Source organism: Tepidimonas ignava, assembly GCF_004342625.1.
Taxonomy (GTDB): domain Bacteria; phylum Pseudomonadota; class Gammaproteobacteria; order Burkholderiales; family Burkholderiaceae_C; genus Tepidimonas; species Tepidimonas ignava.
The window spans coordinates 12,291-31,982 of the sequence record NZ_SMAH01000021.1 but is presented as its reverse complement, the minus strand read 5'-3'; the positions used below and the strand labels follow the sequence as shown (position 1 = coordinate 31,982).

Here is a 19,692-nt window from a genome sequence, read left to right as displayed (position 1 = left end):
GTCCGGCTGCGGCCAACCGAGACTCGCGTCGCCAACCCGCCGCTGCTGCGGCTGCGGGCGGCGTGAAAATGAATTTTTCAGGGACGACTATTTACGCCAAAGCGCGCCCGAGTGCCTTGTCTGGCAAACCGGTGCCACGCGTGTCCCTGGAGGAGCTGGCGCGGGAAGCACTGGAAAAACTTGGCGTGCCTGTGCAACTGGGTCGCGCCCAGGCCGACTACGCCGAGGGCAAGACCACCCAGATTCCGGTGCGCACGACGTTCAATACCGGCCAGCGCCGTATCTCCCGCAAGATCACCGTCGGCATCAGCACCGTGCGCTATGAAAACCATTACAGCGCGCGAGCGTGACCTGATCCTGGATGTGCGCAACGAAGGTCTCACTTCGTAGCCACCCGGTATCCTCGAAAAGGACCTGCTGATCACCGAAGTGCTGCGCACCGTCATGGCGGTGGACAGCGATGGCATCCAGTTGGTGTTTTGCGGCGGAACCTGCCTGTCCAAGGCGCACGGCCTGATCAAGCGGATGTCCGAAGACATCGATTTCAAGCTGGTGCTGCCGCAGGGTTTGTCGCGCAGTGCGCGCAGTCGCATACTCAGCCAGTTCAAGAAACGCTTGGTCGCCGTGCTGCTGGATGCTGGCTTTGCGGTGCCGGCCAATGAGATCATTGCCCGCGACGAGAACAGCTTCGTCTCGCTGAATCTGCACTACGAGAGCCGCTTTGCGGCGGTGGCCAGCCTGCGGCCAGCGATCAAAGTGGAGCTCAATGCCCGACCGCCGGTGCTGTCCACGTCACCGCTACCCATCGCGTCCATGCTGGACGTCTTGATCCAGGCGCCCAGGACGGATTTGCACGTGGAGTGCATCGGCGTCGAGGAAGCCCTCGCTGAAAAGGTGCTGTCCTTCCTGCGCCGAACGGCACAAGCGCGTGCCGGACGTAATCGTGCCGACTACGACGACCGCTTGGTTCGTCACCTCTACGATGTGACAGCCATCGCCCGAGGGCGTGAAGGGCTGGAGCTGCCGCACAAACACTTTGCAGCACTGGTGGCTGGCGATGCGACCCAGTTCCGCAACCAGTACCCAGAATTTGGAGAAGACCCTGTAGGGCAGATGCGCGTGGTTCTGGATGCCTTGCATCACGAGGCAGATGCCTTCGAGCGCGACTACCTTCGCTTCGTCGATGAGCTGGTGTTCGGAGAGCCAATAACGTTTGCCGAAGCCCGGGCAACGTTCATCGGGTTGGCTGAGTCCCTGATCGGGCTGCTGAAGGCATAAAAGTAAAAAAGCGACAGCAATGTGTCGCGCCCCTGTCGTGCCTCATCGGGCAGGTCAGGCGTGGCCCAAGTCGCCTTGCGTTCAGGGGCAAACGCCTGGGCAGAGCATGAAAGACGGGGATCGCCGACGATCAAGGCTGTTCCACAAGCAACCGTGTGGCCATCCGAGATAGGACAAGGCGCAACCGGCGCTTGGCGCTACGCATGCCGCGCCGCTGGCCCGGTGCGGATCGGGCCAGCCTGGGCCGTGATGGCGGCTTGAAGCCGGGGATTCCAACCCCAGGCGAACATGACCTCGGCCACCACGAACATGGGCCCCACGAGCAGCCCCACCAGGTCATCCAGAAACGCGGGTTTGCGGCCTTCGTAGCGGTGGCCGATGAACTGGATGATCCACCCCAGCACAAACAGCCCGACGCCCCACGCCGCCCAGGAGGCCGTGGGCAGCGAAGCCAACGGCATGGCTGCCAGCGCCAGCAAGCCGTTGACAGCGCTGGTTGCGACGCCCAGCGCGGGCAGGCCGCGCGTCAGGTACCACAGGGTGGACAGCAGCCACACCACGGCGATGACGGGCACAGACAGGCCACCCATGGGCCAAACAGGCTTGGCCAGCAGCACGCTGAGTGCGAAGACGATCATGGGTATGCCCACGAAGTGGGTGGCGATGTTACGCCGATCGCGGTGGTACGCGGCGTACTGAATCAGCAGTTCGCTGGCGTGACGCAGGGGTGACGGCATGGCCAACTCCTTGCCAGGGTGGCAGGTCAACACAGGATGGTGGACCGCAGCGTAGCAGGCGGGTGGGGCTCTTTCATTGGGGTTAACCCCTGGCCCGGCGATAGGCACCATGCCCACGTCGCGGCCATGGGTTGGGGAAAACGCGTGGTACGGCCCGCGCCGCTTGGGGCAACAATCGAACAAAGCCCTGTTGAGGGGCACGGCCGCGAGGGGACACGCGATGGGCACGGGTTCGGGATGGTCGCACGCGCCGGGCAAGCCCGAGCATTTGCATGGGCTGGCCGATGTGCGCCGGGTGATGCTGCAACTGCTGTTGGACAGCGACGAGCGGCTGCGTGCCGTGGGGCAGTCGTTGCAGGTGTTGCTGGAACGCGCCGAGGCTGATGTGCAGCGGGTGTTGCAGCACGCGCGCCAAGGGCTGCTGGTGGGGGTGCCTGCCAACCTGGGGGCGTGGCCCGAGGACGAAGCCGCGGCTTACGTGGAGCAGCACGTCGAGTTGCTGGCGCGGCTCAACCCCGACGATATTCATTTGGCGGCGCTGTTGCGGCGTCGCCCCGAGCTGTTTGCTCGTGCGGCGGTGTGGCTGGAGGTGGCGCGCTGGCACTACGAGCGCGACCACCCGGGCAGCGCCGACCCGGGCGACGCGGCACGGCCGACCACGCAGTCGTAGCGCGTCGGCTCACACGTTGAGCAGCAGGTAGCGCCGCTCCCACGGGCTGATGACGTCGAAATACTCGGCGTACTCGGCGGCCTTGATGGCGCCGTAGGCGTGCACGAAGTGCTCGCCAAACAGGTCGGCCAACGGGCGGCAGGTCATGAGCCGCTCCACCGCGTCGTCCAGGTGGCGCGGCAGTTGGTGGGGTTGCTCGTAGGCGCTGCCCGTCAGTGGCTCGCTGGGCTGCAGCCGCTGGCGCATGCCCAGCAGCCCGCACGCCAGGCTCGCGGCGATGACCAGGTAGGGGTTGGCGTCCACGCCCGCCAGGCGGTTTTCGACGCGGCGCGCTTCGGGGCTGGCGTTGGGCACGCGCAAGCCGCAGGTGCGGTTGTCGTAGCCCCAGCTCAGGTTGATGGGGGCGGCGGTGTGGCGCGACAGGCGGCGGTAGCTGTTGATGTAGGGCGCAAAAAACGGCATGGCCGCCGGCAGGTAGGTTTGCAGCCCGCCGATGAAGTGGAAAAACGCCTCCGACGGGCTGCCGTCGGGGTTGGAAAAGGCGTTGCGGCCGCTGGCGCGCTCGAGGATGCTTTGGTGCAGGTGCATGGCGCTGCCGGGCTGACCCTGCATGGGTTTGGCCATGAAGGTGGCGTACATGCCGTGGCGGATGGCGGCTTCGCGCACGGTGCGTTTGAACAAAAACACCTGGTCGGCCAGCGCCAGCGGCTCGCCGTGGTCGAGGTTGACCTCCATCTGGGCGGTGCCCATCTCGTGGATCAGCGTGTCAAGTTGCAGCCCCTGCGCCTCGCACCAGTCGTAGATGACGTCGAAGATATCGTCGTATTCGTTGACGGCGTCGATGGAAAAGCTTTGCATGCCGGCCTCGGTGCGCTGGGTGCGGCCCACGGGCGGCTTGAGCGGGATGTCCTCGTCGGGCTCGATTTGCACGAGGTAGAACTCGATTTCGGGCGCGACGATGGGCTGCAGGCCGTCGGCTTCGTACTCGGCCAGGATGCGCTTGAGCACGTTGCGCGGCGCCAGCTCCACGGGCGCGCCGTCGAAGCGCACGCAATCGTGGATGATTTGCGCGGTGGGCTCTTTGGCCCAAGGCACCAGGCGCAGCGCGGCGGGGTCGGGCAGCAGCCGCATGTCGGGGTCGGCCACCGGGGTGAAGTCCTGCTCGGGGTAGGCGCCGGTGACGGTCATTTCCAGCACCGCCATGGGCAAGCGCAGCCCTTCGGCAGGGCGGTATTTGTGGCGCGGCACGATCTTGCCGCGCGCTTGCCCGGCCATGTCGGGGATCAGGCACTCGACTTCGGTGATGCGGTGCTGGTCGAGCCAGCGTTCGATGGCGGCGGCGGTGTCGGCGGTCATGGGCGGCGGGATCGAAACGTGATGGCTGTGGAGTATGCGCGCGCCGCGGCGCTGCGCAAGGTCCACGCGGACGGCCTGTCTGGGCGCCACTGGCCAGCCCAAGGCGCGACAATGCGTGCCTGCAACCCACAAGGAGGCATCGACGATGATCGGTTTGGCCGAGGTGCAGGCGGCGGCAGCCCGTCTGCAAGGGCAGGTGTTGACCACGCCGTGCCTGGAGTCCCGGACGCTGTCCAACATCACCGGCGCGCAGGTGTTTTTGAAGTTCGAAAACCTGCAGTACACGGCGTCGTTCAAGGAGCGCGGGGCGTGCAACAAGCTGGTGCAGCTCACGCCCGAGCAGCGCGCGCGCGGCGTGATCGCGATGTCGGCGGGCAACCACGCGCAGGGGGTGGCGTACCACGCGCAGCGGCTGGGCATGCGGGCGGTGATCGTGATGCCGCGCTTCACCCCGGGTGTCAAGGTGGAGCGAACGCGCGCGCTGGGGGCGGAGGTGGTGCTGCATGGCGACACGCTGGAGCAGGCGCGCGAGCACGCTTACGCGCTGGCGGCGCAGCAGGGCCTGACCTTGGTGCACCCCTACGACGACGAGGCGGTGATCGCGGGGCAGGGCACGGTGGCGCTGGAAATGCTGCACGCCCAGCCGACGCTGGAGGTGCTGGTGGTGGCCGCGGGCGGCGGCGGCCTGATCGGTGGCATGGCGGCGGCGGCCAAGGCGATCAAGCCCGACATCGAGGTGGTGGGGGTGCAGACGCGGCGCTTTGCCGCGATGGTCAACGCGCTCACCGGCAGCCACTGGCCACTGGGGGGCAACACCATCGCCGAAGGCATTGCCGTGGCCGCGCCAGGGCAGCACACGTTGGCGCTGGCGCAGCGGTACGTGGATGGCTGGGTGGTGGTGGACGACGAGGACATCGAGCAGGCCATCGTGCTGCTGTTGGACATCGAAAAAACGCTGGTCGAAGGCGCGGGGGCCGCCGGCTTGGCGGCGTTGCTGAGAGAGCCGTCGCGCTTTGCGGGGCGGCGCGTGGGGCTGGTGCTGTGTGGGGGCAACATCGACCCGCTGCTGCTGGCGTCGATCATCGAGCGCGGCATGGTGCGCAGCGGCCGCTTGGCGCGGCTGGTGGTCAGCACCCGCGACCTGCCCGGGCAGTTGGCGCGCATTGCCCAGGTGGTGGCCGAGGCCGGCGCCAACATCGACCAGGTGCACCATCAGCGCGCGTTCACGCTGCTGGCGGCGCAGAATGTGGAGATCGAGCTGGTGCTGCAAACGCGCGGCCCGCAGCACGTGCAGGAGGTTGTGCAGGCGCTGCAGGCCGCGGGGTTCGAGGTGGCTCGGCGCTGAAGGCCACCGCTGCGGGCGGCGCTTACTCGTCGTCGCCGCCCAGCAGGCCGCCCAGCGCGCCGCCGGCGGCAAAGCCCCCCAGCAGCGAGCCTTCCTCGCGTCGGCCGCCCAGTTGCGGCGCGGCGGCAAAGACGCGCGAGGCCAGCCGCGAAAACGGCAGGCTTTGCAGCCACACCGTGCCCGGGCCTTGCAGACGGGCCAGGAACAGCCCCTCGCCGCCGAACAACGCGGTTTTGATTTTGCCGACGTACTCGATGTCGAAATCGACCTGCGCGGTGTAGGCCACCACGCAGCCGGTGTCCACGCGCAGCACCTGACCTGCGGCCAGCTCGCGCTTGACCACCGTGCCGCCCGCGTGCACGAAGGCCAGCCCGTCGCCCTCCAGGCGCTGCATGATGAAGCCCTCGCCGCCAAAAAAGCCCACCGACAGCTTGCGCTGCAGCGCGATGCCCAGGCTGACACCGCGTGCCGCGCACAGGAAGCTGTCCTTTTGGCAGATCAGCGTGCCGCCCAGCGCGCGCAGGTCCATCGGCAGGATTTTGCCGGGGTAGGGCGCGGCAAACGCCACGCGCCGCTTGCCGCTGCCCTGGTTGACATAAACCGTGGTGAACAGCGACTCGCCCGTGATGAGCCGCTTGCCGGCCCCCAGCAGCTTGCCGAAAAAGCCACCCTGTTGCGCGCTGCCGTCGCCAAACACCGTGTCCATCACGATGCCGTCGTCCATCATCATCAGGCTGCCGGCTTCGCCGATGGCGGCCTCGCCCGGGTCGAGTTCGATCTCGACGAACTGCATTTCCGCGCCGCGGATGTCGTAGTCGATGACGTCCATGCCCATGGGGTTGCTCCTTGTCACAATGATCAGGTGGTTGGCGATTGACGGTTGAAGCCGGACCGGCGCGCCGCGTGGTCGTTGCTCATTGGGGGGTGGCAGCGGCGGGGCACGCCGCCAGGCTGCGCGCTTGCGCGCCCAGGGCGGTGCGCAGGCGCGCCAGTTCGGCCTCGGTGAGGTCGGGCCAGCGCAACGTCAGCACGTTGACCGGCGGGCGCTCACGCACCACGCGGGCGTCGCGCACGCCGCGCTGCTGCGCATCGGCCAGCGCGCGCCGCGCCGCGTCTTCGGTGGAAAAGGTGCCCAGCGCCAGCCCGCTGCCGGTGCCGGGAACCTCGACCATGCGGTGCTCCAGCCCCTGCAGCCGCAGCGCGGCGCGGCGCGCGGCCAAGTCGGCCTCGCCCAGCGGGCCGATGTAGACCAGCCAGCGCACCGGCAGCGTGCCCGGCGTTTCGGTGTGGCGGCCGCGCAGGTCGGCCTGCGTCTCGGCGCTGCGGCGCAACGCCTGCGCCTGGTCCAGCGGCAGCGGGGGCAGTTGCCAGCAGCGGCGCGCCTCGCGTGCCACGTGCTCAGCAGGCGCGGGCCCCTCGGCGGGCGCGGGTGTGTCGGCGGGCTGCGGGGGCGGTGCCTCCGGCGCCGCTGGCGTGGCGGGGGCGGCGGCGGGCCCGCCTTGGCCGGGCGGGTTCAGCAGCCGCAGCCGCTCGGGCTCAATCTGCTGCGCCAGCCGCTGCGGCTCGCTGGCGGCTTGCACGGGCGCGGGGGGCGGCGCGCCCAGCCAACCCCACTGCCACGCGGCCAACGCGGCGTTGGCCAGCAGCAACAGCAGCACCAGCGCCCTCAACATGGCCGCACGCTCACCTCGCCGTGCTGCACCCGCACCACGCCTTGCGGTGTGCGGATGCGCAGCGCACCGTCGCCATCGACGCCGTCGGCCACGCCTTGCACACCGTCGCTGGTGAGCACGGTTCGTCCGGCCAGTGCGTCCAGCGCGCCGTAGCGCGCCTGCCAGGGGCCAAAGCCTTCGCGCTCGAAGCTGCGGGCGGCGTGCACCACGGCCGGCCCCAGGCGCGCCAACCACACGCCGGCGTCGTCCAGCGGTGGGTTGCCGCTGGCTGGCAGCTCGCGCAGCCCCACCGGCGGCAGCGCGTCCAGCGCGGCTTCGGGGGGGAGCTGAGGCGTGTGCAGGTTGAGGCCGATGCCGATGACCGCGTAGCGTGCCTCGGCCTCGGTGAGGGTGGCGGTTTCAATCAGGATGCCGCCCAGTTTGCGGCCTTGCCACCACAGGTCGTTGGGCCACTTGAGCCGCACCCCGGCGGGCAGCGCGCTGGCCACGGCCACGCCCACCGCCAGCGACAGGCCCGCCCACTGCGCCGGCGCCATGGGCAGCCCGACCGAAAACGCCAGCGACGCCCCAGGTACCGTGATCCAGGGCCGCCCACGCCGGCCGCGCCCCGCGGTTTGCGTGAGCGCGGCCAGCACCGTGGGGGCGCCCTGCCCGGCGCGCGCGCGGCGCAGCAGCTCGGCGTTGGTGGAGTCGATGTGCGGCACGACCTCGACGGTGAGACCCGGCTCGAAGGGCACCAGCGCTTGCCACAGGGCCTCGGACCCGGCGTGCAGGCGGCGCAGCAGGGCCGTGTCGGAGGCGGTGTGTTCGTTCATCGGCGTGCGGACGGACAAAGTTTGCTATGGTGTTGGCATGTGTGGGTGCGCGTGCGCACGCGCGCGAGGGCAGGTCCACCCCCGGTCGGCGGGGCTTGCATCGCCGCGCCGGCCGGCCCCACAGCTGTCATGCATTGTAGGAACAATGAACGCAACCTCTGCTGCCAAAACCCTGGTCATCGCCGAAAAGCCTTCGGTGGCGTTGGATATCGTGCGTGCGCTCACGCCGGTGGCCGGCAAGTTCGACAAACACGACGACCACTATGAAAACGAGCGCTACATCGTCACCTCGGCGGTGGGGCATCTGCTGGAGATCGCCGCGCCCGAAGCCTACGAGGTCAAGCGCGGCAAGTGGAGCTTTGCCCACCTGCCGGTGATACCCCCGTACTTCGAGCTCAAGCCGCTGGACAAGACCAAGGGCCGGCTGCAAGCCATCGTCAAGCTGGCGCGGCGCAAGGACGTGGCCGAACTCGTCAACGCCTGCGACGCGGGGCGGGAGGGGGAGCTGATTTTTCGGCTGATCGAGCAGTACGTCGGCGGCAGCGACAAAAACGGTCAGCCCAAACCGTTGGGCAAGCCCATCAAGCGGCTGTGGTTGCAGTCGATGACGCCGCAGGCCATCCGCGACGCGTTCGAGCACCTGCGCAGCGACGAGCAAATGCGCCCGCTGGCCGATGCCGCGCGCAGCCGCTCCGAGGCCGACTGGCTGGTCGGCATCAACGGCACGCGCGCCATGACCGCGTTCAACAGCCGCGACGGGGGCTTTTTCCTGACCACCGTCGGGCGCGTGCAAACGCCCACGCTGGCGCTGGTGGTGGAGCGTGAGGAGCAGATCCGCCGCTTTCGCGTGCGCGACTACTGGGAGGTGCACGCCACCTTTGCGGCGCAGGCGGGCAGCTACGCCGGGCGCTGGTTCGACCCAGACTGGCGCAAACCCACGGGCGACGACGCCGATGCCGAGCTGCGCCCCGAGCGCCTGTGGGACGAAGCGCAGGCGCGCGCCATCGCCGACGCGGTGCGGGGCCAGCCCGCCAGCGTGACCGAGGAGAGCAAGCCCGCCACCCAAGCCTGCGGCTTGCTGTACGACCTGACCACCCTGCAGCGCGAGGCCAACGCGCGCTACGGCTTTTCGGCCAAGACAACGCTGGCGCTGGCGCAGGCCCTGTACGAAAAGCACAAGGTGCTGACCTACCCCCGCACCGACGCGCGCGCCCTGCCCAGCGACTACCTGGGGACGGTGCGCGCCACGCTGCGCGCGTTGGCCGACAGCGACCTGCAGCACCTGGCGCCGCACGCGCGCAAGGCGCTGGACAACGACTGGGTGCGTCCCACCAAGCGCGTGTTCGACGACGCCAAGGTCAGCGACCACTTCGCCATCATCCCCACCGGCCAATTGCCCAAGGGTTTGAGCGAGGCCGAGCAAAAGTTGTACGACCTGGTGGTGCGCCGCTTCATCGCGGTGTTTTTCCCGGCGGCGCAGTTGTTGGTCACGACGCGCATCACGCGCGTGGCGTGCGCGGGCGGCGCCACGCACCACTTCAAGACCGAGGGCCGCGTGCTGGTCGATCCGGGCTGGCTGGCGGTGTACGGGCGTGAAGCGGCCGCCGACGTGGAGGGCGCGCAGGCGGGCGACAAGGGCCAGCCGCTGGTGCCGGTGCAGCCGGGCGAGGTGGTGCGCACCGACGACGCCACGCTGCAGGCCCGCCAGACCCGCCCGCCGGCGCGCTACACCGAAGCCACCCTGCTGGCGGCGATGGAGTCGGCCGGCAAGCGCGTCGAGGACGAGGAGCTGCGCCTGGCGATGGCCGACAAGGGCCTGGGCACACCGGCCACGCGCGCGGCCATCATCGAAGGGCTGCTGGAGGAAAGGTACCTGGTGCGCGAAGGGCGCGAGCTGGTGCCCACGCCCAAGGCGTTTCAACTGATGACGCTGCTGCGCGGGTTGGGCGTGGAGGAGCTGACGCGCCCGGAGCTGACCGGCGAGTGGGAGCACAAGCTGGCGCAGATCGAGCGGCGCGAGCTGTCGCGCGAGGCGTTCATGCGCGACATTGCGGCGATGACCGAGCGCATCGTGCACAAGGCCAAGTCGTTCGACCGCGACAGCGTGCCGGGCGACTATGCCACGCTGCAAGCGCCTTGCCCGCAGTGCGGTGGCATCGTCAAGGAAAACTACCGCCGCTACGCCTGCACCGGGCCCGACGGCAACGGGCCGGGGTGCGGGTTTTCGTTCGGCAAGGCGCCGGGTGGGCGTATCTTGGCTCCGGACGAGGCCGAGGCGCTGCTGCGCCAACACCGCCTGGGGCCGCTGGAAGGCTTTCGCTCCAAGATGGGGCGACCGTTCACGGCCGAGCTGCTGCTCAAGCCCGACGGCGATGGGCAGTGGAAGCTGGGGTTCGATTTTGGCGATGACGCCACTTCCGGCCCCGAGGGGGGCGAGGCGGTGGACGTGGCCGCGCTGCCTCCACTGGGGCCGTGCCCGAAGTGCGGCAGCCCCGTGGTGGCGCTGGGCAACCAGTACGTCTGCACACGCGCCGTGCCGACGGCGCAGCAGCCGCAACCCGCGTGCGACTTTCGCAGCGCCACCACGATCCTGCAGCAGCCGGTGGCGCCGGAGCAAATGGCCAAACTGCTGCGCGAGGGCCACACCGACTGGCTGGAGGGGTTTGTGTCCAACCGCACGCGCCGGCGCTTCAAGGCGCGCCTGGTGTGGGACGCCAGCGCGGGCAAGGTGGGGTTCGAGTTCGAGCCGCGCGACAGCACCGCGCGCCCCCGCGCGGCGGCCACCCGAGCCCGGCGCCGCGCTGGCTGAGCGCCGCGGCGCTCAGCCAGCGGGCCCGGCCGACGGTGCGCCGCGGCGCTGCTGTTGCACCAGCAGCCGTGTCAGTTCCCGTGCCAGGTGCACCGTCAGGCGCTTGACCCCTTGGTACTGCACGTCGGTCAGCGCGGGTGCTCCCAGGCCACCGTCGGCCCACAGCACCCCGGCGGCGCGCCCGCGCACGGTCAAGGTCCCTAACACCAGCCCGCCCTCGGGCACTTGGGCGTCCAGCGGCGGCGGCAGCTGCGCGCGCGCCAGCGGCACCTGGGCCGGCTGCACGTGCATGAACGCGCCGGCCTGGTTCAGCAGCCGGGCCAGCAGCGGCGCGCCGGCCAGCGCCACCTGCAGCCGGCGCGGCTGCACCACGCCACCGAAGCCGTGCGCGGCAATGCACGCCAGCGTGTTGGGGTCGGTGGTGCGCATCAGCAGCGCAAAGCGCGGCAGCGCCAGAGCCTGCTGCAGCGTGGCGGCCAGGGCTTGCAGCAACCCGGCCACGGTGTCGAAGCGCTGCGCGTGGCAGGCCTCGATGAAACGTTCCACATCCCAGGCCACTGCGGGAGGGGGGACGTGGGCGGGGCGGGGCGCGGACGTGGCCGCGGAGGGGGTCGGCCGGGCCTCTGCCGTGGCGGGGTCGGACGCCGGTGGCGTGGCCCGGGGTGGCTGGCGTCGCGGTGGCCGCGCCCACAGCAAGCGCGCGGCTGGGGCGCCCACCCACACCGCCCAGCTCAGGCCGCGGCTGGCCTCGGCGGCGTGACGGTGCGCAAAGGCCGTGGTGTCGTCCAGGTGCCAGCCCCGCAGGGCCGAGAGCACGCGCAGCCACAGCCGCGTGCGCGGGCTGTGCCAGTCGGCCATGGCTTCACACGCCAAGCGGTGCCACAGCAGCGGGGCCAGCGCGGGCTGGCGCAGCCAGCGCGCCAGTGCCGCGGGCAGCTCCACCGGGTCGTGGCCGGTCCACGCGCTGCGGGCGGCGGCGCGCAGCATGGCCGGCGTCACGGAAGGGGTGGCCGGTGGATCGTCGGGGTCGGCCAGGCCGCTGGCCAGGGCCAGCGGCGCATCCCACGCCGCCAGCGGCTGCCCCAACCATTGGCGCTGCAAGGCCGCAGCGCGCTCGCCAGCCGCCACCCGCTGGCGGCACGCTTCGGCGCGCGCCGGGTCGGCCAGCGCCCAGTGCCACTGGCTGCGGCCCAGCTGCACCGCCTGCCAAAACACGGCCGCGTGGTCTGCGCGGCCGTCGATGTGCGCGCACGCTTGTGCCCAGTGTGCGCCCAGCACGCTGGTGGCTACCGCCTCGGCCAGCGCCAAGTGGCCGGGTTGGTGGGGGTCGAAGCGCTGCCGGCTGGCCTGCCGCAGCAGCGTCTGCGCCGCGCCGACGCCCAGCAGCGCCAGCGCGTGTTCGACGTCGCGCACCGCTTGCCCGGGGCGCAGCCGCCGCTGGGCCTGCGCCATCAGCCGCAGACCCAGCGGCGGGTCGCGGCGCAGCAGGCGGGCCAACGCCTGCGCGGTGATGTCGTCGTCCAGCGCAGCGTCGTCCAGCAGCAACGGCAGCGCCTGCACATGTGCGGCGGTCAGCCAGGCGGGTAGTGGCGCAGCGGTGGGCGGGGCGGGCGTGGGTGACATCGGGCGCTTGGGGCTGAGGGCGGGCGTGGCTATCATAGGGCGCTGCCGTACCCGCCTGCCAAGGAGACACCATGCCATTGCAACTGTACTACGCCCCCGGGGCGTGCTCGTTCGTGCCCCATGCCGCGCTGGAGCTGGCCGGCGCCAGCTTCGAGCCGGTGCTGGTCAAGCTGCATAAGGGCGAGCACCACAGCCCCGCGTTTCGTGCCATCAACCCGCGCGGGCAAGTGCCCGTGTTGGTGGACGATGGTCAGGCGATCACGCAGATCGTGGCCATCGGGTTGCACCTGGACGCCCGTTTTCCGCAGGCGCAACTGCTGCCGCCGCAGGGGCTGGCGCGCACGCGCGCGCTGGAGCTGCTGGCGTGGATGAACAACACCGTGCACCCGACGTTCACGCACGTGTTCATGCCGGCCAAGTTCACCGACGACGCGGCGGCGCAGGCCAGCGTGAAGGCGCATGCGCTGACACGCTACCGGGCGTTGCTCGAGGAGCTGGAGGCCATGGTGACCACCCGCTCGGGGCCGTGGTTGGGCGGTGCGTCGCCTGGCCTGTTGGACGCCTACGCGCTGACGCTGCTGCGCTGGGGTGGCTTTGCCGGCATCGACCCGACCACGCTGCCGCACACCTGGGCGCTGGCGCAGTCGTTCGCGGCGCTACCGCCGGTGGCGCGCGTGGTGGAGCGCGAGCGGCTGCAGCTCAACGTCTACCAGCCCGCGGCGGCCTGAAAGCGCACCGTCACGCGCAGGCCGCGGCGCGCGCCGGCGCCGGGGTGGGCCTCTTCCATGCTCAGGGTGGCGTGGTGTTGGCGCACGATCTCGTGCACGATGGCCAGCCCCAGCCCGGAGCCTTCGACGTTGGTGCCCAACGCGCGGTAAAACGGCGCCAGCACGCGCTCGCGCTCGGCCGGGTCGATGCCGGGGCCGTCGTCCTCGATTTGCAGCAACTGCACGCCGCCCCACGGGTCGCTGAGCACACGCACCGTCACCACGCCGCCGCGCGGCGTGTAACGCAAGGCGTTGTCGGTCAGGTTGCGCACGAGTTCGGCCAGCAGCACCGCGTTGCCCCACAGCCGCAGCGGCGGCGCGCCGCGCAGCATCTCGGGCGCGGGCAGGGACTCAAAGCCCAGGTCCAGCCCCTTGTCCAACGCCAGCGGCACCAGGTCTTCGACCACCTGGCGGGCTACCGTCAGCAGGTCCACCGGTTCGCGCGGCAGCGCCTGGCCGGCGGCTTCGGCACGTGCCAGCGCCAGCAGTTGGTTGACGGTGTGCGTGGCGCGCACGCTGGAGTTGGCGATCTGGCGCAGGGTGCGCTCGATGTCTTCGCCCGCGCCGGCGGGCAGTTGCATTTGCGCCATTTCGGCCTGCAGCCGCAGCCCTGCCAGCGGGGTTTTGAGCTGGTGCGCGGCGTCGGCCAAAAAGCGCTTTTGGTTCGACAGCGTGGTGCCCAGCCGATGCAGCAGGTCGTTGATCGACGACACCAGCGGCGCCACCTCCTGCGGCACCTCGGCCTCGTCGATCGGGCTGAGGTCGTCGGGGCGGCGTGAGCGGATGCGCCGCTCCAGCGCGCTCAACGGCCGGATGCCGTGCACCAGCGCCAGCCACACCAGCAGCACCGCCAGCGGCAGGATGATGAACTGCGGCACCATCACGCCCTTGATGATTTCGGTGGCGAGTTTGGAGCGTTTGCCGCGCGTTTCGGCCACCTGCATCAGCGCCATCGGTTTGCGTTGGTCGGCGCGCATCAACCACGTGTAGGCCACGCGCACGTCCTCGTCGCGCACGATGTCGTCGCGCAGCACCACCACGCCTGGGCGCGGCGCCACGTCGGCCGGGGGCGGCGGCAGATCCGGGTCGCCGCTGACCAGGCGGCCGTCGCCGTCAACCACCTGGTAAAAGACAAGGTCGGTGCCGTCGGCGCGCAGCAGGTCGCGCGCCTGCGGGGTGAGCGTGAAGGTGACACGCCCGCTGTCGACGGTGACGAACTGGGTCAGCGCCTGCAGGCTGAACTCCAGCGCGCGGTCGTACGGCCGGTTGGCGATGCCTTGCGCCACAAACCAGGTCAGCCCCAGCGACAGCGGCCACAGCAGCAACAGCGGCGTCAGCATCCAGTCCAGGATTTCGCCAAACAGGCTGGGCTGCTCGCGCTGCCACAGCGTGCGCCAGCCGCCGCGGTCCTCAGGACGGGATTTTTTCAAGGCAGTACCCCAGTCCGCGCACGGTGGCGATGCGGATCGGGCCGCGCTCGATCTTTTTGCGCAGGCGGTGGATGTACACCTCGATGGCGTTGTTGCTGACCTCGTCGCCCCACTCGCACAGCCGCTCGACGAGCTGCTCCTTGCTGACCAGGCGTCCCGCGCGCTGCAGCAGCACCTCCAGCAGGCTGAGTTCGCGCGCGGACAGCTCGATCATCTTGCCATCGATCGTGACGACGCGGCCGGCCTGGTCGTAGGTCAGCGGTCCGTGCTGGATCAGGCTGGAGGCCGCCCCGTTGCCGCGGCGCACCAGCGCGCGCACGCGCGCTTCCAGCTCGGCCAGCGCAAACGGCTTGGCCATGTAGTCGTCGGCGCCCAGGTCCAGCCCCCGCACCCGGTCGTCGACGCTGTCGGCGGCGGTCAGGATCAGCACCGGCAGGCGCGAGCCGCGCGCGCGCAGGCGGCGCAGCACCTCCAGCCCGCCCATGCCCGGCAGCCCCAGGTCCAGGATCAGCAGGTCGAAGTTGTCACTGACCAGCAGCGCGGCGTCGGCGGCGTCGCCGCTGGCCACGTGGTCCACGGCCGCACCGGCGGCGCGCAGCGTGCGCTGCAGCCCATCGGCCAGCACCTGGTCGTCTTCGGCGATGAGGATGCGCATCGTATCGACCCTAAAGCAGCAGGCACGCGGCCACCGGCGCTGCTTTAGGGCGCCTGGTCGCGGTCACGAACATTGTAGGGGCGTTGTCGGCGCGGCGGTGCAGGGTCGCCGTCGGCGTAGGCCTCCAGTCCCAGCAGCACCACCGCCGCCACTGCGTCGCCCACCGCGGCGCGGAACTCGGCTTCGGCCTGCTCCACGGCGCGGCGAAACGCCTGCAGCCAGTCCAGGCCCGTCGGCGTGAAGACGATGCGCCGCGCCCGCGCGTCGCGCGGGTCTGGCTCGCGGCGCACCAGCCCCCACGCCACGCACTGGTCCACCAAGTCACCCATGGCCTGCTTGGTCATGCCGGCGCTGGCGGCCAGCTCACTCAGGCGCGCGCCCGCCAGCGGCAGGTGGCGGGTGATGTGCACGATGGCCGCGCTGATGCGTTGGCGCGCCGCCAGGTTGGACAGCGCCAGCGGCGCGTGTGGGCTGTGCGCCATCAGCCACAGCACCCGCTCATCGAAGCGGCGCCGCGCGTGGCCGAGCAGCCGCCCCAGGTGCGTCAGGCGCCAGCGCTCGTCAACGCCGTAGGACAGGGTGGTCATACGCCATATAGTAAAGCAAACTGACCAAAAAATAGGTTTTTGAAGATGTAGTCCGCGCTACACTGTGTCCCACGCAGCCGCGCTGAGGCACCCTCACCCGCCGCTGTACCCATCACCCCACCGCAAGGAGGCCCCAACGATGAACGCCACCACCACCCGCACCCCGGACCCCGACAAAGCCAAGGCCCTGGCCGCGGCGCTGGCGCAGATCGAAAAGCAGTACGGCAAAGGCACCATCATGCGCCTGGCCGAAGGCGAGAAGGTCGAGGACATCCAGGTCGTCTCCACCGGCTCGCTCGGGCTGGACCTGGCGCTGGGCGTCGGCGGCCTGCCGCGCGGCCGCATCATCGAGATCTACGGCCCCGAGTCGTCGGGCAAGACGACGCTGACGCTGCAGGTCATCGCCCAGATGCAAAAGCAAGGCGGCATTTGCGCCTTCGTCGATGCCGAGCACGCGCTGGACGTGCAGTACGCGCAGAAGCTCGGCGTGGATCTGTCCAACCTGCTGATCAGCCAGCCCGACACCGGGGAGCAGGCGCTGGAGATCGTCGACAGCTTGGTGCGCTCCGGCGCGGTCGATCTGATCGTGGTGGACTCGGTGGCCGCACTCACCCCCAAGGCGGAGATCGAAGGCGACATGGGCGACAGCCTGCCCGGCCTGCAGGCGCGCCTGATGAGCCAGGCGCTGCGCAAGCTCACCGCCACGATCAAGAAGACCAACTGCATGGTCATCTTCATCAACCAGATCCGCATGAAGATCGGCGTCATGTTCGGCAGCCCCGAGACCACCACCGGCGGCAACGCGCTGAAGTTCTACGCCTCGGTGCGCATCGACATCCGCCGCACCGGCTCGATCAAGAAGGGCGAGGAGGTCATCGGCAGCGAGACCAAGGTCAAGGTCGTCAAGAACAAGGTCGCCCCGCCGTTCAAGACCGCCGACTTCGACATCCTCTACGGCGAGGGCATCAGCCGCGAGGGCGAAATCGTGGACCTGGGTGTGCAGCACAAGGTCATCGAAAAGTCCGGCGCCTGGTACGCCTACAACGGTGAAAAAATCGGCCAGGGGCGCGAAAACGCGCGCGAATTCCTGAAAGAAAACCCCGACCTGGCGCACGAAATCGAAAACAAAATCCGCGCTGCGGTGGGGGTGGCGGCGCTGCCGGCGGCGGTGGCCGACGACGAGGTCGAGCCCGATGCGGCGTTTGACGAGGTCTGAGGCCGCGCACGACCCGCACGCGCCTGCCGAACCCGGGCGCACCGGCCGCGATGGCCCCAGCCTGCGCGCGCGTGCGCTGCGCCTGCTGGCGCGCCGCGACCACACCCGCACCGAGCTGGCGCAGCGCCTGGCCCCCTACGCTGATGACGAGGCCGCGCTGCAGGCGGTGCTGGACGAATGCGCGGCCAAGGGCTGGCTGGACGAGCAGCGGGCCGTGGAGGCGCACCTGCACCGGCGCGGCCAGCGCCTTGGCGCGGCGCGCCTGAGCGCCGAGCTGCGCGCGCGTGGCATCGACGGCGAGGCGCTGGCCCAGGCACGCGCCTGGGCCGAAGCCACCGAAGCGCAACGCGCGCAAGCCGTGTGGGCACGCCGCTTTGGTCAGCCCCCGCACGATGTGACCGAGCGCGCGCGCCAGCAGCGGTTTTTGCTCGCGCGCGGCTTTGCGCCCGAGGTTGTGCGCCGCGTGGTGCCACAGGTCGTCGATGGCGGCGACGGTGCCCCAGGGGACGACGGCTGATGCCAAGGTGCACAAGCCTTCCACCGCCACGCTATCATGAGACGAGCACGGCGGGTCGTCCGCGAGCGGGTGACTCGTCGCCGAAGGGGCCTGCCCATGCGTGTCAATTTGCCTGTTACCCAAAAAGCCTACGATTTCCCCGCCGACCAGACCCTGATTTCGGTCACCGACGTCAAGGGTCGCATCACCTACGCCAACAACAATTTTGTCGCCGTCAGCGGCTACACGCGCGACGAGTTGCTGGGCCAGCCGCACAACATCATTCGCCACCCGGACATGCCGGAAGAAGCCTTCCGCGACATGTGGCACACGATCCTGCAGGAAGGCCGGCCGTGGACCGGCTTGGTCAAAAACCGGCGCAAAAACGGCGACCACTACTGGGTACGGGCCAACGCTGCGCCGGTGCGTGAGGGTGACCAGATCGTGGGCTTTATGTCGGTGCGCACCAAGCCGACCGCGCAGGAGGTCGAAGCCGCCGAGGCGCTGTACGCCCGCATGCGCGCCGAGGCCGAGCGCGGCCGGCTGCGCACCCGGCTGCAGGGGGGCGAGGTGGTGCGCGCGGGCTGGCTGTTCGCGCTGGGCCGCGCGCTCAAGCCCGGCTTGCGCGGGCGCATCGCGCTGGGCACGCTGGCTGCGGCGCTGGCGCCGATGGTCACCGCCACGCTGGGCGCGCCCGTGTGGGTGGTCTGGGCGGCGGGCCTGGCGGTGGTGGCTGCGGTAACGGTGCTGACGGAGCTGCACCTGATGCGCCCGATCCAGCGCATCGTGCGCCAGGCCGAGCAGTTGGCCTCGGGCGACCTGGTCGAGCCGATCACGGTGGACACCGGGTTAGAACTGCGCCGCATCCAACTGTCGCTGCAGCAGGTGGAGGTGGGTGTGCGCACCGTGGTGCGTGACATCCGCCACGAAGTGGCCAACCTGCGCGGCGGCACGCAGGAAATCGCCGCCGGCAACCAAGACCTGTCCCAGCGCACCGAAAACGCCGCGGCCAGCCTGGAGCAGACCGCGGCGTCGATGGAGGAAATCAACGGCACGACGCAGGAAACGGCGCGCCTGGCCGAGCAGGGCACGGCACTGGCGCGGGAGACCCTGGACCTGGCGCGCGCCGGCACCGAGGCGGTGGGGGCGCTGTCCGGCACGATGCGCGACATCACCGAATCGTCGCGGCGCATCACCGACATCATTCAGGTCATCGAGGGCGTGGCGTTCCAGACCAACATCCTGGCGCTCAACGCGGCGGTGGAGGCCGCCCGTGCGGGCGAGGCGGGCCGCGGTTTCGCGGTGGTGGCCGGTGAGGTGCGCGCGCTGGCGCAGCGCACCAGCGAAGCGGCCAAACAGATACGCCAGTTGATCACCGAGTCGCGCGAGCGTGTGCTGGCCGGCGACGCCCGCAGCGCGGAAGCCAGCGAGCGCATGGCGGCCGTGGCCGCCGCGGTGGAGCGCGTGGCCAAGATGTTTGAGGACGTGCGTCATTCGGTCGACGAGCAAACGCGCGGCGTGGCGCAGATCGCCGAGGCGATCGCCAGCCTGGACTCGATCACGCAGCAAAACGCCGCTATGGTCGAGCAGCTCGCCGCCGCTGCGGTGTCGCTGGATGAACAGGTGCGCGTCGTGCACAGCACGATCCGGGTGTTTCGGCTTACGCCCAAGGACGTGCTGCTGGTCAAGGAAGACGCCACGGCGTTGCGCAAGGCGGCGCAGGCGCTCGACGACCCCAGTCAATTCGACTTTGACGCCGCGATCAAAGCGCACCAGCAGTGGCGCATCAAACTGCGCAACGCCATCCTCAAGGGCGACAAGCTCGACGTGACCACGATCCGCCGCGACGACTGCTGCGCGGTCGGCAAATGGATTTACGGCGCGGGCGGCCAGCGCTACGGCAGCCTGCCGCTGTTCACGACGCTGGTGGAGCAGCACAAAAAGTTCCACCAGGAAACCGGTCACATCGCCGAGCTCGTCAATGCGGGCAAGACGGAGGAGGCCAACCGGCTGCTGCAGGGCGAGTCGGCGTTCATCCGCGCGGGTCGTGCGGTGGTGGCGACGTTGCAACAACTCAAGGCCGCGGTGGCGGGGGCGGTCAAGTCGGCGGCGTTGCAACAGCGCCCCGCGGCCGGCGCGGCGGCGCGCCCCAAGGCGCTGCCTGCCAAGGGCAAGACCGCGGCGGCAGCCGCGGGCAGCACCACCGCCGAAGGCGAGTGGGAAACGTTCTAAACC

At 70.1% G+C, this 19,692-nt stretch carries 17 protein-coding genes and 1 pseudogene; 9 read left to right on the top strand and 9 right to left on the bottom strand.

All coding sequences use genetic code 11. The annotated features are described in order from the left end of the window. Both EDC36_RS12680 and EDC36_RS12675 read left to right on the top strand, forming a co-directional pair. Positions 1–350 (top strand): annotated as a pseudogene (locus EDC36_RS12680) (hypothetical protein); the annotation flags it as partial. Between the two features lie 79 nt (positions 351–429). After that, positions 430–1,278 carry a nucleotidyl transferase AbiEii/AbiGii toxin family protein gene (locus tag EDC36_RS12675; protein ID WP_132963632.1) on the top strand — a complete coding sequence of 283 codons (849 nt, stop codon included), beginning with the start codon at positions 430–432 and terminating at the stop codon, positions 1,276–1,278. Between the two features lie 197 nt (positions 1,279–1,475). On the opposite strand, the gene EDC36_RS12670 is transcribed toward EDC36_RS12675, so the two are convergent. Continuing rightward, the gene (locus tag EDC36_RS12670) at positions 1,476–2,015 is read right to left on the bottom strand and encodes an Mpo1 family 2-hydroxy fatty acid dioxygenase (protein ID WP_243646589.1); all 540 of its coding nucleotides are present in this window, start codon (positions 2,013–2,015) and stop codon (positions 1,476–1,478) included. Between the two features lie 220 nt (positions 2,016–2,235). Between EDC36_RS12670 and EDC36_RS12665 the strand changes: the two genes are divergently transcribed. After that, positions 2,236–2,685, top strand: a complete 450-nt coding sequence (locus tag EDC36_RS12665) for a hypothetical protein (RefSeq protein WP_132963631.1) — start codon at positions 2,236–2,238, stop codon at positions 2,683–2,685. Positions 2,686–2,694: 9 nt separating this feature from the next. Here EDC36_RS12665 and EDC36_RS12660 read toward each other — a convergent pair whose 3' ends face one another. Continuing rightward, positions 2,695–4,041: a glutamine synthetase family protein gene (locus EDC36_RS12660; RefSeq protein ID WP_132963630.1), complete on the bottom strand. Its 1,347-nt coding sequence runs from the start codon at positions 4,039–4,041 to the stop codon at positions 2,695–2,697. 34 nt (positions 4,042–4,075) lie between these two features. On the opposite strand from EDC36_RS12660, the gene EDC36_RS12655 reads away from it, so the two are divergent. After that, complete coding sequence (locus EDC36_RS12655; RefSeq protein WP_132963629.1) at positions 4,076–5,386, top strand: threonine ammonia-lyase; 1,311 nt, start codon at positions 4,076–4,078, stop codon at positions 5,384–5,386. A gap of 22 nt (positions 5,387–5,408) precedes the next feature. Here EDC36_RS12655 and EDC36_RS12650 read toward each other — a convergent pair whose 3' ends face one another. The 3 genes from EDC36_RS12650 to EDC36_RS12640 all read right to left on the bottom strand — a co-directional run bounded on the left by EDC36_RS12650 (position 5,409) and on the right by EDC36_RS12640 (position 7,874). Further along, positions 5,409–6,221, bottom strand: coding sequence for a TIGR00266 family protein (locus tag EDC36_RS12650; RefSeq protein ID WP_132963628.1), 813 nt, complete (start codon positions 6,219–6,221; stop codon positions 5,409–5,411). Positions 6,222–6,300: 79 nt separating this feature from the next. Beyond that, on the bottom strand, positions 6,301–7,059 hold the full coding sequence (locus EDC36_RS12645; protein ID WP_132963627.1) for an SPOR domain-containing protein: 759 nt from the start codon (positions 7,057–7,059) through the stop codon (positions 6,301–6,303). Next, positions 7,053–7,874: a biotin--[acetyl-CoA-carboxylase] ligase gene (locus EDC36_RS12640; RefSeq protein WP_132963626.1), complete on the bottom strand. Its 822-nt coding sequence runs from the start codon at positions 7,872–7,874 to the stop codon at positions 7,053–7,055. Before EDC36_RS12640 ends, EDC36_RS12645 begins: the two co-directional genes overlap by 7 nt. 145 nt (positions 7,875–8,019) lie before the next feature. Here EDC36_RS12640 and EDC36_RS12635 point away from each other — a divergent pair, with 145 nt between their 5' ends. Further along, on the top strand, positions 8,020–10,683 hold the full coding sequence (locus EDC36_RS12635; protein WP_132963625.1) for a DNA topoisomerase III: 2,664 nt from the start codon (positions 8,020–8,022) through the stop codon (positions 10,681–10,683). Positions 10,684–10,695: 12 nt separating this feature from the next. On the opposite strand, the gene EDC36_RS12630 is transcribed toward EDC36_RS12635, so the two are convergent. Further along, a complete protein-coding gene (locus EDC36_RS12630) occupies positions 10,696–12,306 on the bottom strand; it encodes a hypothetical protein (RefSeq protein ID WP_132963624.1) in 1,611 nt (536 codons plus the stop codon). Positions 12,307–12,377: 71 nt separating this feature from the next. Here EDC36_RS12630 and EDC36_RS12625 point away from each other — a divergent pair, with 71 nt between their 5' ends. After that, the gene (locus tag EDC36_RS12625) at positions 12,378–13,034 is read left to right on the top strand and encodes a glutathione S-transferase family protein (protein WP_132963623.1); all 657 of its coding nucleotides are present in this window, start codon (positions 12,378–12,380) and stop codon (positions 13,032–13,034) included. Here the strand turns inward: EDC36_RS12625 and EDC36_RS12620 are convergent. The 3 genes from EDC36_RS12620 to EDC36_RS12610 form a co-directional block, all read right to left on the bottom strand. Continuing rightward, on the bottom strand, positions 13,013–14,413 hold the full coding sequence (locus tag EDC36_RS12620; RefSeq protein ID WP_132963635.1) for a sensor histidine kinase: 1,401 nt from the start codon (positions 14,411–14,413) through the stop codon (positions 13,013–13,015). The two genes, EDC36_RS12625 and EDC36_RS12620, sit on opposite strands and share 22 nt — an antisense overlap. Positions 14,414–14,483: 70 nt before the next feature. Then, positions 14,484–15,158: a response regulator gene (locus EDC36_RS12615; RefSeq protein WP_132963622.1), complete on the bottom strand. Its 675-nt coding sequence runs from the start codon at positions 15,156–15,158 to the stop codon at positions 14,484–14,486. Between the two features lie 44 nt (positions 15,159–15,202). After that, positions 15,203–15,745, bottom strand: a complete 543-nt coding sequence (locus EDC36_RS12610; protein WP_132963621.1) for a MarR family winged helix-turn-helix transcriptional regulator — start codon at positions 15,743–15,745, stop codon at positions 15,203–15,205. A gap of 139 nt (positions 15,746–15,884) precedes the next feature. Between EDC36_RS12610 and recA the strand changes: the two genes are divergently transcribed. The 3 genes from recA (at position 15,885) to EDC36_RS12595 (ending at position 19,689) form a co-directional block, all read left to right on the top strand. Then, complete coding sequence (recA, locus tag EDC36_RS12605; RefSeq protein ID WP_132963620.1) at positions 15,885–16,961, top strand: recombinase RecA; 1,077 nt, start codon at positions 15,885–15,887, stop codon at positions 16,959–16,961. After that, positions 16,939–17,478 carry a recombination regulator RecX gene (gene recX / locus EDC36_RS12600; RefSeq protein WP_132963619.1) on the top strand — a complete coding sequence of 180 codons (540 nt, stop codon included), beginning with the start codon at positions 16,939–16,941 and terminating at the stop codon, positions 17,476–17,478. The genes recA and recX overlap by 23 nt, the downstream gene beginning before the upstream one ends. 96 nt (positions 17,479–17,574) lie before the next feature. After that, positions 17,575–19,689, top strand: a complete 2,115-nt coding sequence (locus EDC36_RS12595; protein ID WP_132963618.1) for a methyl-accepting chemotaxis protein — start codon at positions 17,575–17,577, stop codon at positions 19,687–19,689. Positions 19,690–19,692 lie beyond the last annotated feature (3 nt).

Excerpts from the sequence above, each read along its gene's own strand:
- EDC36_RS12620 (WP_132963635.1), bottom strand. The coding sequence starts at position 14,413 with ATGCTGACGCCGCTGTTGCTGCTGTGGCCGCTGTCGCTGGGGCTGACC.
- EDC36_RS12595 (WP_132963618.1), top strand. The coding sequence starts at position 17,575 with ATGCGTGTCAATTTGCCTGTTACCCAAAAAGCCTACGATTTCCCCGCC.
- EDC36_RS12630 (WP_132963624.1), bottom strand. The coding sequence starts at position 12,306 with ATGTCACCCACGCCCGCCCCGCCCACCGCTGCGCCACTACCCGCCTGG.
- EDC36_RS12655 (WP_132963629.1), top strand. The coding sequence starts at position 4,076 with ATGCGCGCGCCGCGGCGCTGCGCAAGGTCCACGCGGACGGCCTGTCTG.
- EDC36_RS12670 (WP_243646589.1), bottom strand. The coding sequence starts at position 2,015 with ATGCCGTCACCCCTGCGTCACGCCAGCGAACTGCTGATTCAGTACGCC.
- recA (WP_132963620.1), top strand. The coding sequence starts at position 15,885 with ATGAACGCCACCACCACCCGCACCCCGGACCCCGACAAAGCCAAGGCC.
- EDC36_RS12645 (WP_132963627.1), bottom strand. The coding sequence starts at position 7,059 with ATGTTGAGGGCGCTGGTGCTGCTGTTGCTGCTGGCCAACGCCGCGTTG.
- EDC36_RS12640 (WP_132963626.1), bottom strand. The coding sequence starts at position 7,874 with ATGAACGAACACACCGCCTCCGACACGGCCCTGCTGCGCCGCCTGCAC.
- EDC36_RS12635 (WP_132963625.1), top strand. The coding sequence starts at position 8,020 with ATGAACGCAACCTCTGCTGCCAAAACCCTGGTCATCGCCGAAAAGCCT.
- recX (WP_132963619.1), top strand. The coding sequence starts at position 16,939 with ATGCGGCGTTTGACGAGGTCTGAGGCCGCGCACGACCCGCACGCGCCT.
- EDC36_RS12665 (WP_132963631.1), top strand. The coding sequence starts at position 2,236 with ATGGGCACGGGTTCGGGATGGTCGCACGCGCCGGGCAAGCCCGAGCAT.
- EDC36_RS12610 (WP_132963621.1), bottom strand. The coding sequence starts at position 15,745 with ATGACCACCCTGTCCTACGGCGTTGACGAGCGCTGGCGCCTGACGCAC.
- EDC36_RS12625 (WP_132963623.1), top strand. The coding sequence starts at position 12,378 with ATGCCATTGCAACTGTACTACGCCCCCGGGGCGTGCTCGTTCGTGCCC.
- EDC36_RS12660 (WP_132963630.1), bottom strand. The coding sequence starts at position 4,041 with ATGACCGCCGACACCGCCGCCGCCATCGAACGCTGGCTCGACCAGCAC.
- EDC36_RS12650 (WP_132963628.1), bottom strand. The coding sequence starts at position 6,221 with ATGGGCATGGACGTCATCGACTACGACATCCGCGGCGCGGAAATGCAG.
- EDC36_RS12615 (WP_132963622.1), bottom strand. The coding sequence starts at position 15,158 with ATGCGCATCCTCATCGCCGAAGACGACCAGGTGCTGGCCGATGGGCTG.